At 70.8% G+C, this 13,520-nt stretch carries 9 protein-coding genes and 1 pseudogene; 6 read left to right on the top strand and 4 right to left on the bottom strand.

Features of this window, described 5'->3' with window-relative positions; all coding sequences use genetic code 11:
• Window positions 1–21 precede the first annotated feature (21 nt).
• Complete coding sequence (locus tag ACIA8X_RS16780; protein ID WP_399458555.1) at window positions 22–1,434, bottom strand: RICIN domain-containing protein; 1,413 nt, start codon at window positions 1,432–1,434, stop codon at window positions 22–24.
• A 1-nt stretch (window position 1,435) separates the two neighbouring features.
• Complete coding sequence (locus tag ACIA8X_RS16775; protein WP_399458554.1) at window positions 1,436–2,563, bottom strand: family 43 glycosylhydrolase; 1,128 nt, start codon at window positions 2,561–2,563, stop codon at window positions 1,436–1,438.
• A 203-nt stretch (window positions 2,564–2,766) separates the two neighbouring features.
• On the opposite strand from ACIA8X_RS16775, the gene ACIA8X_RS16770 reads away from it, so the two are divergent.
• The 4 genes from ACIA8X_RS16770 to ACIA8X_RS16755 all read left to right on the top strand — a co-directional run bounded on the left by ACIA8X_RS16770 (window position 2,767) and on the right by ACIA8X_RS16755 (window position 8,770).
• Window positions 2,767–4,908, top strand: a complete 2,142-nt coding sequence (locus ACIA8X_RS16770) for an autotransporter (RefSeq protein WP_393447769.1) — start codon at window positions 2,767–2,769, stop codon at window positions 4,906–4,908.
• A gap of 116 nt (window positions 4,909–5,024) precedes the next feature.
• The gene (locus ACIA8X_RS16765) at window positions 5,025–5,273 is read left to right on the top strand and encodes a hypothetical protein (RefSeq protein ID WP_393447767.1); all 249 of its coding nucleotides are present in this window, start codon (window positions 5,025–5,027) and stop codon (window positions 5,271–5,273) included.
• A gap of 190 nt (window positions 5,274–5,463) precedes the next feature.
• Window positions 5,464–6,387, top strand: coding sequence for a homocysteine S-methyltransferase (gene mmuM, locus ACIA8X_RS16760; protein WP_393447765.1), 924 nt, complete (start codon window positions 5,464–5,466; stop codon window positions 6,385–6,387).
• Window positions 6,388–6,649: 262 nt separating this feature from the next.
• Window positions 6,650–8,770, top strand: coding sequence for a serine hydrolase (locus ACIA8X_RS16755; RefSeq protein ID WP_399458553.1), 2,121 nt, complete (start codon window positions 6,650–6,652; stop codon window positions 8,768–8,770).
• Between the two features lie 107 nt (window positions 8,771–8,877).
• On the opposite strand, the gene ACIA8X_RS16750 is transcribed toward ACIA8X_RS16755, so the two are convergent.
• Window positions 8,878–10,362 carry a peptidoglycan D,D-transpeptidase FtsI family protein gene (locus tag ACIA8X_RS16750; protein WP_393447761.1) on the bottom strand — a complete coding sequence of 495 codons (1,485 nt, stop codon included), beginning with the start codon at window positions 10,360–10,362 and terminating at the stop codon, window positions 8,878–8,880.
• A 296-nt stretch (window positions 10,363–10,658) separates the two neighbouring features.
• Here ACIA8X_RS16750 and ACIA8X_RS16745 point away from each other — a divergent pair, with 296 nt between their 5' ends.
• Together ACIA8X_RS16745 and ACIA8X_RS16740 are read left to right on the top strand one after the other, a co-directional pair.
• Window positions 10,659–11,714: a LacI family DNA-binding transcriptional regulator gene (locus ACIA8X_RS16745; protein ID WP_393447759.1), complete on the top strand. Its 1,056-nt coding sequence runs from the start codon at window positions 10,659–10,661 to the stop codon at window positions 11,712–11,714.
• A 47-nt stretch (window positions 11,715–11,761) separates the two neighbouring features.
• Window positions 11,762–11,944 (top strand): annotated as a pseudogene (locus tag ACIA8X_RS16740) (hypothetical protein); the annotation flags it as partial.
• On the opposite strand, the gene ACIA8X_RS16735 reads toward ACIA8X_RS16740, so the two are convergent.
• Entirely contained in the window at window positions 11,865–13,463 is a 1,599-nt protein-coding gene (locus ACIA8X_RS16735) for a carboxylesterase/lipase family protein (RefSeq protein ID WP_393447758.1), read from the bottom strand. The pseudogene ACIA8X_RS16740 and the gene ACIA8X_RS16735 overlap by 80 nt on opposite strands.
• Window positions 13,464–13,520: the final 57 nt, after the last annotated feature.

The raw sequence follows: 13,520 nt of genomic DNA, 5'->3' as shown, positions 1-13,520 counted from the left end.
CGAACGTGCTCTGACATTACGTCAGGTTCCGCGCGTCCACTGCTGGTTGGTTCCTCCGCCGCAGGTGTAGGTGATGATCGCGGTGGAGTTGGCGGTGGACGCGCCGTTCACGTCCAGGCACTCGCCGGTGGCGCGGGAGACGACGTTCACGTAGGAGCCGGTGGTGGTGAGGGACCACTGCTGGCCGGTCGTGGAGGCGTTGCAGTTCTCCTGGGTGACCGTGCTCGCGTTCTCCTGGACGCACAGGGAACTGTGCCGGGTCATCAGCTGGTAGTAGCCGCTGCCGACGGACTTGAACCAGTACTTCTGGTTGCCGCCGCTGTTGCAGTCGTACTGCTTGAGCTGGGCGCCCGCGAACTGCGACTGGCCGGTGACGTCGGCGCACCTGCCGCTGTGCCGGGCGACGAGCGTGTTGTACGTGGCACCCGTGCCGCTGATCGAGCCGGTGGCCGTGTCGATGGTGACCTCCGGGGACCAGGACATGGACATCGAGGTCGATGAGGGGAAGGTCAGCGGCAGCCAGACGTAGCGGGAGTCGTTGACGGTGCCGCCGAAGGAGTTGCCCCAGCGGTCGCCCAGGTAGAGGTACGAGGTGGTCGACGTGCCCTGCACGGGGAGGACGTACGCGGTCTGCGAGCCGTAGGTCGTGGAGTCGCCGACGTTCGTCATCGCGGACCACGGGCCGGCGATGTTGGTGGCGGTGGCGTACTGCTGCTGGTTGGGGCTCCAGCCGGTGGCGCCGGAGGTCAGCATGAAGTAGACGCCGCCCCGCTTGAACAGCGCCGGTGCCTCGCGGTGGCCGCCGTGCCAGGGGTCCGCGACCAGGGCTGCGATGCCGGTGTAGTCGCTGGTCAGGCGGTAGATCTGCAGGTCGTAGTTCTCGCGTGCGGCGGAGATCATGTAGCCGGTGCCGTCGGTGTCGACGAAGACCGTGATGTCGCGGGACATGTGCTGGCCGAGCGGGCGGAAGCTGCCCTGCCAGGTGTAGTTGCCGTCGACGGTGTCGGATACGGCGACGGCGGCGCGGGCCTCGCTGTAGTCGGTGCCGTTCTCCTTGTGCATCCACATGACGAACTTGCCGGTGGAGGCGTTGTACATGACCTTCGGGCGCTCGATGTTGGCGGTGGCCAGCTCCGAGGCGCTCGACTGGGTCAGGACGTGGTTCCTGAACTCCCAGTTCTTCAGGTCGGGGGAGCGGTAGGCGTCCACGTAGCGGAAGGTGTTGTCGGCGTTGCGGTGCTCGCCGAACCAGTAGTAGTAGGTGCCGACCTTGATGACACCGCCGCCGTGGGCGTGCACCGGGTTGCCCGAGGTGTCGGTGAACTGGGTGCCGGTGGTGATCGTCTGGGGTGCCGCCTGCGCGGGCCCCGCGGTGGCCAGGGCGCCGGCCAGGGCCAGACAGAGGGCGAGCAGAACCGCGTACGCACGTCTCATCTCACGCACTCTCCTTCACGGCTGCGGCGGCGGTCGTCTGCGCCGCCGTGTCTGCCACGGGTATGCCGAAGTTCGGGGTGCCGTCCGGGTTCCAGCCGAGCTTCTGGACGCGGGTGTGGCGGTTGGGGTCGTTCAGCGGGTCGCCGACGATCTCCTTGTACTGGCGGGCGTGATAGACGAGGACGTCGCTGCGGCCGTCCTCGGCGACGGTGAAGCAGTTGTGGCCGGGGCCGTACTGCTTGGTGGTGTCGTTCGTGGTGAAGACCGGGGTCGGCGACTTGGCCCAGCTGACCGGGTCCATGAGATTGCTGTCGACGTCGGCGGTGAGCATGCCGACGCAGTAGTGGTGGTCGGTGGCGGAGGCGGAGTAGGTGAGGAAGATCCGGCCGTTGCGCTTGAGGGCGTAAGGGCCCTCATTCACCTTGTAGCCGACGCACTCCCAGTCGTACTCCGGTGTGGACAGCCGCACTTGAGGACCGGTCAGCGTCCAGGGGTTGGCCATCTCGGACAGGAACAGTCCGGTGTTGTTGTCCATCCCGGGTTCGTGCTGAGCCCAGCACAGGTAGCGGGTGCCGCGGTGGGTGAAGGTGGTGGCGTCGAGGGAGAAGGTCTCCCAGGCCGTCTTGATCTGGCCCTTCTCCACCCAGGTGCCCTGGAAGGGGTTGGGGTGGGCGTTCTCCAGGACCCAGATGCGGATCTTCCAGACGTCCTCGGCGGGCGCGGCGGCGAAGTAGATGTACCACTTGCCGCCGACGCGGTGGAGCTCCGGAGCCCAGATGTGCGCGCCCATGTCGCCGGTCGCGTGGGCCCGCCAGATGACCGACTCGTCGGCCGTGGACAGACCGTTCAGGGTGCGGGAGCGGCGCAGGATGATGCGGTCGTACTCGGGGGCGGTGGCCGTGAAGTAGTAGCGGCCGTCGGTGTGACGGTGTATGTGCGGGTCGGCGCGTTGCCGGACGAGGGGGTTCACGTAGGGGGCTGCCTTCGGGGGCGCGGCAGAGGGTGCGGGGGCGGCGGCGTGGGCGGCGCCGGGAATGGCCGAGGTGGCGGTCAGGGCGCCGGCGGCAACGGCGCCCTTCAACAGCAGTCTGCGGCCGGGGGCTTCGGGCAGATCGTGATCGCGGCTCATGCGGCCTGCCTCTCGGGGGTGGGGTGGGCGTGGGGGTGGAGCTTGGAGAATGTTCGAGATTGTTCGGGATAACGAACAAGATCTGACATTACGAACGGCTGAAAGGTAAGTGCGTGTTACCAGGAGGTCAACGGGTCGGGCGAGACAAAAGAGGAACGGAAAATTTCTGTTATCGGCGGCCGTCTCCGACCGTCCCCGATCACGTGCGCACCCTTAGCCATACGACTAGCCATACGACAGCAGCGGCCGTCGGCGCCCTCCTGGCAGTCGCCGCCCTCACCGTCACCGCTCCCCCCGCGGTGGCCGCCGGCCCGCGAGACGTCACCACCGACGTTCTCGCGGGCCGGGATGTGACGCTCAGCGGCGACACGGTGGTCGCCGTGCCGTCGGGGACGACGACGTACGACGGAGTCTTCCGCGGCGAGGGCACGCTCACCGTGCGCGGCACCGGAACCCTGATCCTGACCAAGGACAGCGACTTCACACTGCCGAGGTCCCGGCAGCGGCAGAACGTGCGGATCCAGGGCGGCAACCACCCGTACGTCACCACGACCAGCCCCGACCAGCCGGCGATCACGGTCGCGCGCGGGGCGACCCTTCAGTACGGCAACGGCGGCAGCACCGGCCTGATCGGCCACTTCCCGTACAACACCCCGGCGTTCCGGCTCAACCAGGACAACATCCGGGTCGACGGCACCCTGCGACTGTCCCTGCGGAACGTCGACTACAACCTGGGCACCATCAGCGGCTCCGGGCTGATCACCCAGCCGCGGTTCCTCTGGGGCACCTGGGACCTGTCGGGCACGCACTCCTTCTCCGGGGTGATCGACAACGGCACGCAGGTGAACGCCGGGCGCCCGGAGTTCGCGACGTCGCTGCCGAACGTGCGCAAGGTCCTCAACCAGGGCACGTACACCGTGGACACCCCGCTGGGCCAGACCGTCACCATGGGCATGGACTTCTACCAGCGCGAGTACGGCAGCGACATCAACGTGCAGTCCCGGCCCGGCAGCAAGGTGATCCTGACCGGCCAGTACAGCTGGTCGAACCAGGGCGGCGACACCAGCCCCTCGCTCAGCGACCCCGCCCTGAACTGGACGCCCGCGCGCAAGAACGTCAACAAGCGCGGCACCAACATCAAGGGCGCCAATGTCCAGTGGGGCGACGGGACGACGAACAAGATCTTCATGCCCGGGACCGCCGAGACCGTCTACATCAACCTGCTGGCGGCCCGGTCCCGTTCGCTGCTGACCTTCGACTACAACGGGCCCGTGACGCTGGGCGCCCCCATCGGCGGCGGCAGGTTCCACGACACGCTGGCCGCACCTGGGGCCGGGGACGTCGTCATCAAGGGGACGAAGGGGAACGACGTCACCTTCGCGGCCGTGCAGTACTACGACGGTTCGACGACGGTGGAGAAGGGCGCCGTGCTGCGGCTGGGCAGCGGCAGGTCGGGCGGCGACGGCGGCCTCTACACGCAAGGGGCCCTCTACAAGGTCGTCAACAACGGCTCCCTGGTATTGAACAACACGGGCAAGGCCCTGTCCCTGTCCCGGATCAGCGGCAGCGGGTCGCTCACACACTCCGGGGCCGCCACGACGACCCTGACGGGCGGGTCGGTGACGTACACCGGCCCGACGACGGTCAAGAAGGGCACCCTCGCGCTGCGCGGCGGCGCGACGCTCGCCGGCAGCCGATCGATCCGGCTGTCTTCGGCGAAGTCCCGGCTGGACGTGGGCAGTTCGGGGCTGCGCGTGGGTGCGGGGAAGTCGCTGAGCGGCAAGGGCACGGTCGAGGGAGCGGTGACGAACGGGGGCGTGGTCGCGACCGGGCTAACGGTCACCGGGGACTACACACAGTCGGCGAAAGGCGAACTGGTCCTGCGCGACGGCCCGTTGAAGGTGAAGGGCGCGGTCCGACTGGCAGGCGACCTCGACCTCGCGTCCGTCACCACCGCCGCCGAGCCCGCCCGGAAGATCACCGTCCTCGACCACCAGGGGCGGGCGAGGACGACCGGCGCCTTCACCGGTCTGAAGGAGGGCGAGAAGCTACAGCTCGACGACACCACGTACCGGATCAGCTACCGGGGCGGCGACGGCAACGACGTGGTCCTCACCGCCGCCACCCAGTCCCCCTCCCCCAGCTCCGACAGCCCCCGCACGGCAGCCGACCCGGTCGCCTCCCCCGGCACCCCCACCGCGAGCACGACGGCAGACGGCCTCGGCTGGTGGCCGTACGTCCTGGCCGCCGGGCTGCTCGTCGGGCTCGGGGTGCCGGCGACACGGTTCGGACAGGGGCGCGGACGCCGACGGAGCGGGCGGCACGCTACACAGGGCCGGCCTTGACCGTCGCCTCCTCTCGTCCCCGGCAGTTCCGTTGAGACACGGGCGGTTTGCAACCCGGCAGTGGCCGGGGAACGTCAGCGGTGGAGCAGGGCTTCGTCGGTGGTGGCGGGAGGGTCATGGGAACGGGCGCGGGGGCAGGCCGGGAGGCGCGTCGTGCGGCCGTGGGCATCGGGTTGGTGGTGTTCGCCTTCGGGGTCCCGACACTCTCCGAGCGGCCGGGCAGCGGGACGTGGCTGCTGGGCGGCGCCTGCGTGCTCGTGGGAGCGGGGTTCGTCCTCGGTGCGTGCGCGCTGAACATCCGTGAGGGTCGGCGCCGGGCACGGCGGGTGGCGGAGGGGAGGGGGCGGGGGCGGGTGCTGAGGTGATGTACCGGCTGGGCGGGGGCATCCTGTGCGGCTGGGCGGCTGCCGATATGGCCCGGGAGCAGGCGGTGCGGCTGGACGACCGCCGATACGGCCCGGGAGCAGCCGGTACGGCTGGGCGGCTGCCGGTGCGGCCGGGTGAGCGAGTGGGCCGGTCGTGCCGTGGGGCTTGGGAAGGGTTAACGTCAGCGGCATGACCAGCACCATCACCCTCGCCGAAGCCCTCGCCGCCGGGACCGTCGTGCTCGACGGCGGGATGTCCAACCAGCTCGAGTCCGCCGGGCACGATCTGAGCGACGAGCTGTGGTCGGCGCGGCTGCTCGCGGAGCGGCCCGAGGCCATCACCGAGGCGCATCTCGCCTACTTCGAGGCAGGTGCGGACGTGGCGATCACGTCCAGCTACCAGGCCACGTTCGAGGGGTTCGCGAAGCGAGGGATCGGGCCCGAGCGGGCGGCCGAACTGCTCTCGCTGAGCGTTGAGTTGGCACGCGAGGCGGTACGGCAGGCGCAGGCCGGGGGCGTTACTCGGCCGCTCTGGGTGGCCGCCTCTGTCGGGCCGTACGGGGCGATGCTCGCGGACGGCTCCGAGTACCGGGGCCGGTACGGGCTGAGCGTCGACGAACTGGAGCGCTTCCACCGGCCCCGCCTGGAGGTGCTCGCCGGCGCCCGTCCCGACGTACTGGCGCTGGAGACCGTCCCGGACGCCGACGAGGCCGAGGCGCTGCTGCGGGCGGTGCGCGGGCTCGGTGTCCCGGCCTGGCTGTCGTACTCCGTCGCCGGTGACCGCACCCGTGCCGGGCAGCCGTTGGAGGAGGCCTTCGCCCTGGCCGCCGACGCCGACGAGGTCATCGCGGTCGGCGTCAACTGCTGTGCGCCTGAGGACGTCGAGGGCGCCGTCGAGATCGCCGCCCGCGTCACGGGCAAGCCGGTCGTCGTGTACCCCAACAGCGGCGAGGCCTGGAACGCCGAGGCCCGCGCCTGGGACGGGCGTTCCTCCTTCGCCGCCGAGCAGGTGCGGGGGTGGCGGGCGTCCGGGGCACGGCTGATCGGGGGGTGCTGCCGGGTGGGGCCGGAGGCGATCGGCTCCATCGCGCGGACGTTGGCGGAGGTGCCGTAGCCGGGCGGGGCGTGCGGCTCGCGCCCCGGCCGGAGTCACGTCCGAGCCACGTCGGTTTCCGGTCACCGCGGGCTGCGCTCGGCGAGGTCCTCGAACAGTGATCGGTTACGCTGGCCGCGCCGCCGCGTGGCGATCGCCGGCCGGACCCCTGGGACCGCGGATCGCCCGGCGAGAATCACCGGCCCCTGCGTCAGGCAACGTGACGTGCCCGTCCGCCCGTCTCGTAGGACGCATGTGTCGCGAGCGCACGAAGGAGACAGCGATGGGGGACCGAACACCCGACACCGACGTCCTTGACCAGGACGACCCGTCGGCGAAGCCCCGCGGCGCCGAACACGGTTCGGGCGCGGAGTCAGCCGAGAAGGACAGCGGGGAGGCGTCCGGGGAGGCATCGGCGGCAGAAGCGGAGTCGGCGGAGGAGTCGGGGACACCGGTGGCAGAGGAGAAGTCCGCGACGCAGGACCCCGAGTCGCCGGAAGCGGCAGAGGAACCGCGGACGCCGGAGGAAACGCAGGATCCGGACCAGCCGGAGGACACCCCCGCCGCAACAGCACCGGAAGCGGCCGAACCCGACGACAACGCTGCCGGAGAACCGGCCGACGAGGCGGCGGACCCGGTGGCGGAGCCGGAAGCGACCGAGCAGTCGGAGGAGGAGCCGGGGCCGACGGGGACGACGGGGACGGAGCCCGAACCACCGGAAGCGACCGAACCCGACGACAACGCTGCCAGTGAACCGGACGACGAGGGCGACACCCACGGCGAAGCCCCGGTTCAGGAGACCGATCCCCTCCCCGACGAGGCGCCTGACGCCGAGGCCGACGACACCGCACCGGAGCAGGACACCGACGCGCCCGCCAAGGACAACGGCAGCACATCGGACACGACGACCGCGGACGAACCCGAGGAAGCCGCCGCCGCGAAGGAGTCCGAGGGAGACGCCGCCGGCCCGCAGGGATCCGAGAGCACGCGGACCCTGGCGTTGCGGTCGCCGGAGGCCGCCGCCGTCGAACCCGACAGGACGCTGGCGATCAGCGTCGACGATCTGCCGGGCGCCGAGCCGGAGGAGGCACCGCCTGCCGCCTCCCCTATCGACCTGCTCGCGCAGCTCACCAACACCCCGCCGCCCCCGGCCACCCCGCTGCGCACGACCCTACGCAGGATCAAGATCTGGTCACCTCTCGTGGCGCTGGTCGCGCTGGTGCTGCTCGTCGTTCAGTTCCTCCGACCGCTGCCCGAACCGACCCTCGCCCTCGACGCGAGCGCGTCGTCCTTCACCATCGGCGGCGAGGCGTTCACCATGCCGTGGCCCGAGGAGGGGCAGGCCGCGGTCACGGTCGTCGGATCGGGCAGCATCGGGACGTTCGGGGAGCAGAAGTCCGTCCCGACGGCGAGCGTCGCCAAGATCATGACGGCGTATGTGCTGCTTCACGAGCGCCCCCTGAAGCGGGACGAGCCGGGCCCGAGCGTCACCGTCGACGCGCGGACCGTGGAGGAGGGCAAGTCGAAGGACGAGTCGCGCATCGAGGGGCTGCGGGTCGGCCAGACCTTCAGCCTTCAGGACATGCTGAAGATGCTGATGATCCCGTCCGGCAACAACGTGGCCCGGCTACTGGCCCGGTGGGACACGAAGAGCGAGGACGAGACCGCGTTCGTCCGGAAGATGAACGCGGCGGCCAAGTCGCTCGGCATGACGAACACGAAGTACACCGACCCCAGCGGCCTGGACAAGGGCACCGTGAGCACGGCCGTCGACCAGCTCAAGCTGGCCGAGGCGGTCATGAAGTTCGAGTCCTTCCGCGCGGTCGTCGCGATGCCCAACGCCGACATCCCCGACGTCGGGCGCATCTACAACAACAACGACCTGCTCGTGGCCGGCCTGAGCGTCAGGGGCATCAAGACCGGCTCCAACACCGCCGCGGGCGGCACGCTGTCCTGGGCGGCGTACCGGACCGTGGACGGTGAGGACCGGCTGATCCTGGGCACGATGATGGACCAGCACGCCCCGCCTCCGGACCCCAACGGCGGGACCAGCCTCAAGCTGGTGCTGGACAACAGCGAGAAGGTCGTCAAGGCGGTCCGGGATGCGCTCACCTCGGCGACCGCGGTGAAGAAGGGCCAGGTCGTCGGACATGTCGACGACGGTCTCGGCGGCCGTACGCCGGTGGTGGCCACGCAGGACCTGAAGGTGGTCGGGGTACCAGGGCAGAAGCTGAAGCTCGCCTTCCGCGACGGCGGCGAGAACCTCGCGAGCGGGACCAAGGCCGGGACCGTGGTCGGCAAGCTGGCCGTGGACGCCGGTGCGGGGGCGCAGAGCGTGCCCGTCGCGCTGCAGTCTGAGCTTCGCGAGCCGTCTCTCGGGACGAAGCTGACCCGGCTCGGGTGAGGAGAGCGGGGTTCCGCCGGGGACCGGACCGCTGCCCCCCGGCGGATCCGGCCCGCCGGACTCAGGTCAGCGCTGCAGCGACCTGCTCCGTCTCTCGCCGACCCGGATCAGTTCTGCAGGACGGCCTCCATCACGTCCCGCGCGATGGGTGCGGCCAGACTGCCGCCGGAGATGTCCTCACGCGAGATGTCCATGTCGGTCGGGTCGATGAAGACGGCCACCGCGACGGCCTCGCCGTCGGGCTTCACGCCGTACGAGACGAACCAGCCGTAGGGAACCTGATCGCGCACATTCACACCGCGCTGGGCCGTTCCGGTCTTGCCGCCCACCGTGATGCCCTCGATGAGGGCCCTCTTGGCGCTTCCCTCCTTGGCGGTGTGCTCCATCATCTCCCGGACCTTCTCGGCCGTGGCCTCGGAGACGGCCTGGCTCATGACCTGGGGCTCGTTCTCCTCCAGGGGGTTCAGATCGGGAGAGCGCAGCTCGTCGACGAGGTAGGGCTGCATCACCTTGCCGTCGTTGACCAGCGCGGCCGTGATCATGGCCATCTGCATGGGCGTACTGGTGAGACTGCCCTGGCCCATACCGGTCAGCGCGGTGCCGGGCTTGTCCAGGTCCCCGGGGTAGAGGCTCTCGCTGGCCCTGAGGTCGCCGAACTCGGCCGAGTAGACGTCCTCGTTGAACCCGAACTTCTCGGCCGTCTCGCGCATCTTGTCCGCGCCCACCTTCACGGCCGCGTCGAGGAAGACGTTGTTGCAGGAGTACTGCATGGCCGTCTTGAGCGATGCCTTGCCGCAGACGGCGTCCCCGGCCTCACTGCCGATCCTGTTGGTCGACTGCGGCAGGAGGTAGGGCGAGGCCGCGTCCGAAGCGGCGTCGATGTCCGTCACCACGCCGTGCTCCAGCGCCGCGGCGGCGGTGAGGATCTTGAAGGTCGAACCGGGCGGAAACGTTTCCCGCAGTGCGCGATTGGCCAGCGGCTTGGTCTTGTCGGCACCCAGCGCCTTGAACCTGTCGCTCTCCTTGAGGGAGTTGCCCGCGAACGCGGCTGGGTCGTAGGACGGGGTCGAGACGAGGGCGAGCACCTTCCCCGTCTTCGGGTCGAGGGCCACGACCGACCCGCGGGCGCCGAGCTCCGTCAGCCCCTTGTAGCCGGCCTCCTGCGCCTTGGCGTCGATCGTCGTGACGACGTCACCGCCGCGCCGTTCCTTTCCGGTGACGACATCCGTGAAGCGCTCGAAGGCCAGCCGGTCGTCCTGGCCGCTGAGCACGCTGTCGTACGTGCTCTCCAGGAACGTCATGCCCATGGCCTGGGAGGCGTATCCGGTGACCGGCGCGTACATGGGCCCGTTCTTGTAGGTGCGCTGGTACTTCAGATCCGACCCGTCGGCCGCCGCCGAGCCCGTGATCGATCTCGCGCCCACGATGATGTCGCCGCGCGGTGCCGCGTACTGGTTGATCAGGACGCGTCGATTCTTGTCGTCGGTGGCGAGTTCCTCGGCCTCCATGTACTGGAGCCAGTTGGCCCGAATCAGCAGCGCGAGCATCAGCAGCCCGCAGAAGAGGGCTATGCGCCTCAGCGGCTTGTTCACGCGGTCGCACCTCCAGCGACTGGTCGATGGCCTCGCGACAGCGCTAATCGAGCATGAGTCGGATTGCAAAGAACCATGCCTGCACCATAGTTGAGCGAGTTGCCGGGTTCCCGGACTACTGATCAGGTCCGGCCGACCGGCTCGGCGCCCGGAATACCCGCAGCTCGCCCGCGCACAGGACTCGTCCCCGTCCTTCACCCGCTGCTAGCCTCCGCATCGGGAACCGGTTGCCATCGTGTTGCCGTGTGTTCCCCCAGGGGGTGGGCGAGGGTGCCCGGGAGAGGGACGAGGCAGGGATGACCAGGAAGAGCGTGGACGCGGGGCGCAGCACCATCCGGGACGTGGCGACCCGGGCGGGGGTGTCCGCGTCGACCGTCTCGCGTGTGCTCGGCGGGGAGTATCCGGTGAGCTCGGCGACGCGGACGCGGGTGATGCGGGCGGTGCGGGAGCTGGACTACGTCGCCGACGCGCGCGCCAAGGCGGTGGCCGGGGTCGGCACGCCCACGCTGGCGTTCGTGCTGGAGGACATCACCGGGCCGTCGTTCGCGCACATGGCGTACGGGGTGGAGCGGGAGGCCCGGCGGCTCGGGCATCTGTGCCTGGTGTGCACGACGGAGGGCGACGTCCAGCACGAGGTGGAGTTCGTCGAGATGATGCGCGCCCAGCGCGCCGCCGCCGTGATCCTGGTCGGCGGCTCCGCCGACACCCCCGAGTACCGCGAGCGCACCCGCCGTATGGCCGACTCGCTGGCGTCGGCGGGCTCCCGGCTGGTGCTGTGCGGACGGCCGCCGCTCGGCCCCGGCGCTCCGGTCACCGTCATCGAGTACGACAACGAGGGCGGCGCCTACGCCCTGGTCGCCCACGTCCTCACCCAGGGCCACCGGCGGGTGCTGTTCCTCGGCGGCAAGCCCGACCACACCACCGCCCAGGGCCGTGAGCGCGGCTATCTCGCCGCCCACCGCGCCCGTGGCCTGGAGCCCGACCCGGCGCTGCTCCTGCACGGCGACTTCACCCGCGACGCCGGGCACCGGCTGATGCGGAAGGCGATCGAGCAGGGGCTGGAGTTCACGGCTGTGGTCGCCGCCACCGACATGGTCGCCGCCGGCGCGCTCACCGCCCTGCACGAGGCCGGCCTGGACGTGCCCGGCGACGTCTCGCTGGCCGGCTACGACGACATCCCGTTCGCCCGTGACCTGCACCCCGCTCTCACGACCGTCCACGTCCCCTACGAGGAGCTGGGCCGCCTCGCCGTACGCACCGCGCTCGGCCGCACACCGGAGAACCCGGACGAGCATCTGCTGCTGGGCACCCATGTGGTGGTACGGGACTCGGTCGCGCCGCTCGACGCATAGCAAGCGCGCTCGTGCCGAACCCACCGGCACCCTTGTAGTGAAAGGGCGTGGACCAGCGGCCCGGTGTTCCCTTCGACGAGCTGACCCTCCCCGAGGGGGCCGAGCTGACCGTCCGGCACGAACCGGACCTGCTGGGCGGGGTGAGCGTCGTCAGTGCCGACGGACGGCGCCGGGGAGCCGCAGACGCCGTACGACTGACCGCAGTTCCGTACTACGCGTGGGCGAACCGGCAGGCAGGGCCGATGCGGGTGTGGATTCCTCGGGCCTGACGAGCGGGACGGCGGCGTCCCACAGGGCGAGCTCGGCATCGCGCGGGCCGTACGCCGTACGGGTCGGGCCGTCGCCGAAGACCCGCACCGGATGCGAGTCGTCCCACGCCTGCCACCCAGGGTCGCCGTCCTGCGCGAACCGCACCCACGCCCGGTGCATCTCGTCCGCCAGCTCCCGCGGGGCGCCCTCGCCGGCCAGCTTGCGGGACTCGGGGGCCTCGCCGGTGTCGAAGACGAAGCCGAGCTCCAGGGCGTGGCAGGAGCGGAGGTCGGGGAGGGTGGAGGGCCAGGCGAACTCGTACACGTACGACGATCCGGGGCGGGCGTCGGCCAGGCGGTGCAGGGGGCGGCGCAGCAGGTGGTCGGTGACCATCTGGCCGACGATCTCGCCGGTGCCGGCCTCCGGGTGCAGGGCGCGGTAGCCGCGCGGCACCTCGGCGCCGACGCGGCAGCGGGCCATGGCGGCGGCGAGGGCGACCGCGCCGAGCCGGTCGACGCGCTCCAGGAGCCCGCCGGGCACCAGCCACAGCCGGTACTCGTCACGGGTCCAGCCCGTCATCAGGTCGACGCCGGAGGCGGCGCCGCCCGCGTTGCCTTCGGTGAGTGCCTCCAGGGGATCGCGGGGCACGATGTCTCCGTCGACGACGATCCCGAACGCGGGCCCGCCCACCACGGGGCTGCTGAGCCGGCCCACCTCGGCCTGGGTGCTCAGGAGCAGCTCACGGTCGACGTCGGCGAAGGCCGCGGCGGTGGCGGGGATCTTCAGCCGGTTGGCCATCCGGCGCACCATCCGCCGCACCTTGTCCCGCTCGGCGGCCTCGGGCGGCCCGCTCTGCAGGATGGCCCGCCGCATCAGGCCCTGGGCCTGCGGGGCGGCGAGCAGCGCGCCGATGCTGATGGCACCGGCGGACTGGCCGAACAGGGTGATGCGGTCGGGGTCGCCGCCGAAGGCCTCGATCGAGGCGTGCACCCACTTGAGGGCGGCGAGCTGGTCGCGCAGGCCCGCGTTGGCGGGGACGTCCGGGAAGAGGCCGTAGCCCTCGACCCCGAGCCGGTAGTTGACCGAGACGAGGACCACCCCGTCCCGGGCGAAGGGCCGCCCGTCGTAGACGGGCACGCCCGAGGAGCCCCTGGTCAGGGCGCCGCCGTGCAGCCACACCAGGACCGGGAGCCGGGCGCCGGGGCCCGGCTCGGGGGTCCAGACGTTGAGGTTGAGGCAGTCGTCGCCGGGCACGTCGGGATCGGACAGGTACTGCGCGAAGGACTCGGAGTACGGGGGTTTCGGCGCGGTCGGCCCGAAGGCCCCGGCGTCCCGCACACCGTCCCAGGGTTCCGGCGGCAGGGGCGGCCGGAACCTGTTCGCACCGAACGGGGGCGCCGCGTACGGGATGCCCCGGAACACCGCGACGCCCTCTTCGAACCGGCCCCGTACGGCACCGTATGGCGTCCTCACCACGGGGTCTGTCTGGACTGCCGTCATACGTCCACCAGCCTCCTCACCGCGCTCGTGCACCGTGAAGATCAGAGCAACTCATTG

It is taken from the genome of Streptomyces sp. NPDC051738, from assembly GCF_044453205.1.
In the GTDB taxonomy this organism is placed as follows: Bacteria; Actinomycetota; Actinomycetes; order Streptomycetales; family Streptomycetaceae; genus Streptomyces.
The sequence above is the reverse complement of the archived record's forward strand: the minus strand, read 5'-3'. Positions and strand labels throughout refer to the sequence as shown.